1 protein-coding gene is annotated in these 735 nt (G+C 40.7%); it reads left to right on the top strand.

Annotation, left to right across the window (positions count from 1 at the left end):
* A partial coding sequence (locus H8J70_RS12365; RefSeq protein WP_186504594.1) for an IS3 family transposase occupies nt 1-725 on the top strand: 725 nt, incomplete at its 5' end.
* Nucleotides 726-735 lie beyond the last annotated feature (10 nt).

Genomic DNA, 735 nt, shown 5'->3' with positions numbered 1-735 from the left:
TTGAAGAAATACATCAGCAGGATCCTGATAAAGGGTATCGCAGAATCCGCGATGATTTGGAACGCTATCATGATATCCATGTGAATGATAAGCGGGTTCTCCGGATCTGCCGCAAGAAAGATATCAAATCAACTATAAAATACAGTAATCATGGTTGTACAAGGCACGCTTCAAATCCACAGTTCATAGCAGAAAATGTTCTTCATAGAGAATTTACTGCCGATTCACCAAATGAAAAGTGGCTTACAGATGTTACAGAATTCAAGTATTACGTCGGAGTCGAAGTTCACAAAGTATACCTAAGTGCGATACTTGATCTTTATGACCGAAGAATAGTTTCTTTTGTGATTCGCGACAGAAATGATACTCCGTTAGTATTTGATACCTTTGATCAGGCAGTGGCCGCAAATCCAGATGCTCATCCTCTGTTCCACAGTGACAGAGGATTTCAATACACAAACAGAACGTTCCACGCAAAACTGGAATCAGCCGGTATGGTACAGAGCATGTCCAGGATTGGCAAGTGTATCGATAATGGTCCGATGGAAGGTTTCTGGGGCATCTTAAAGAGAGAACGTTATTATGGGCGTCATTTTACAGATAGAGAGTCATTGATTGCAATGATTGAAGATTACATTGGCTATTACAATACTAAGCGTTTACAGAGAAAACTGGGTGTAGTAACCCCGATGGAAAAGCACAATAACTATTACGTGGCAGCATAAAAACTGCCAC

The organism is Megasphaera hominis (assembly GCF_014269395.1).
GTDB classification, from domain to species: domain Bacteria; phylum Bacillota; class Negativicutes; order Veillonellales; family Megasphaeraceae; genus Megasphaera; species Megasphaera hominis.
The sequence above is the reverse complement of the archived record's forward strand: the minus strand, read 5'-3'. Positions and strand labels throughout refer to the sequence as shown.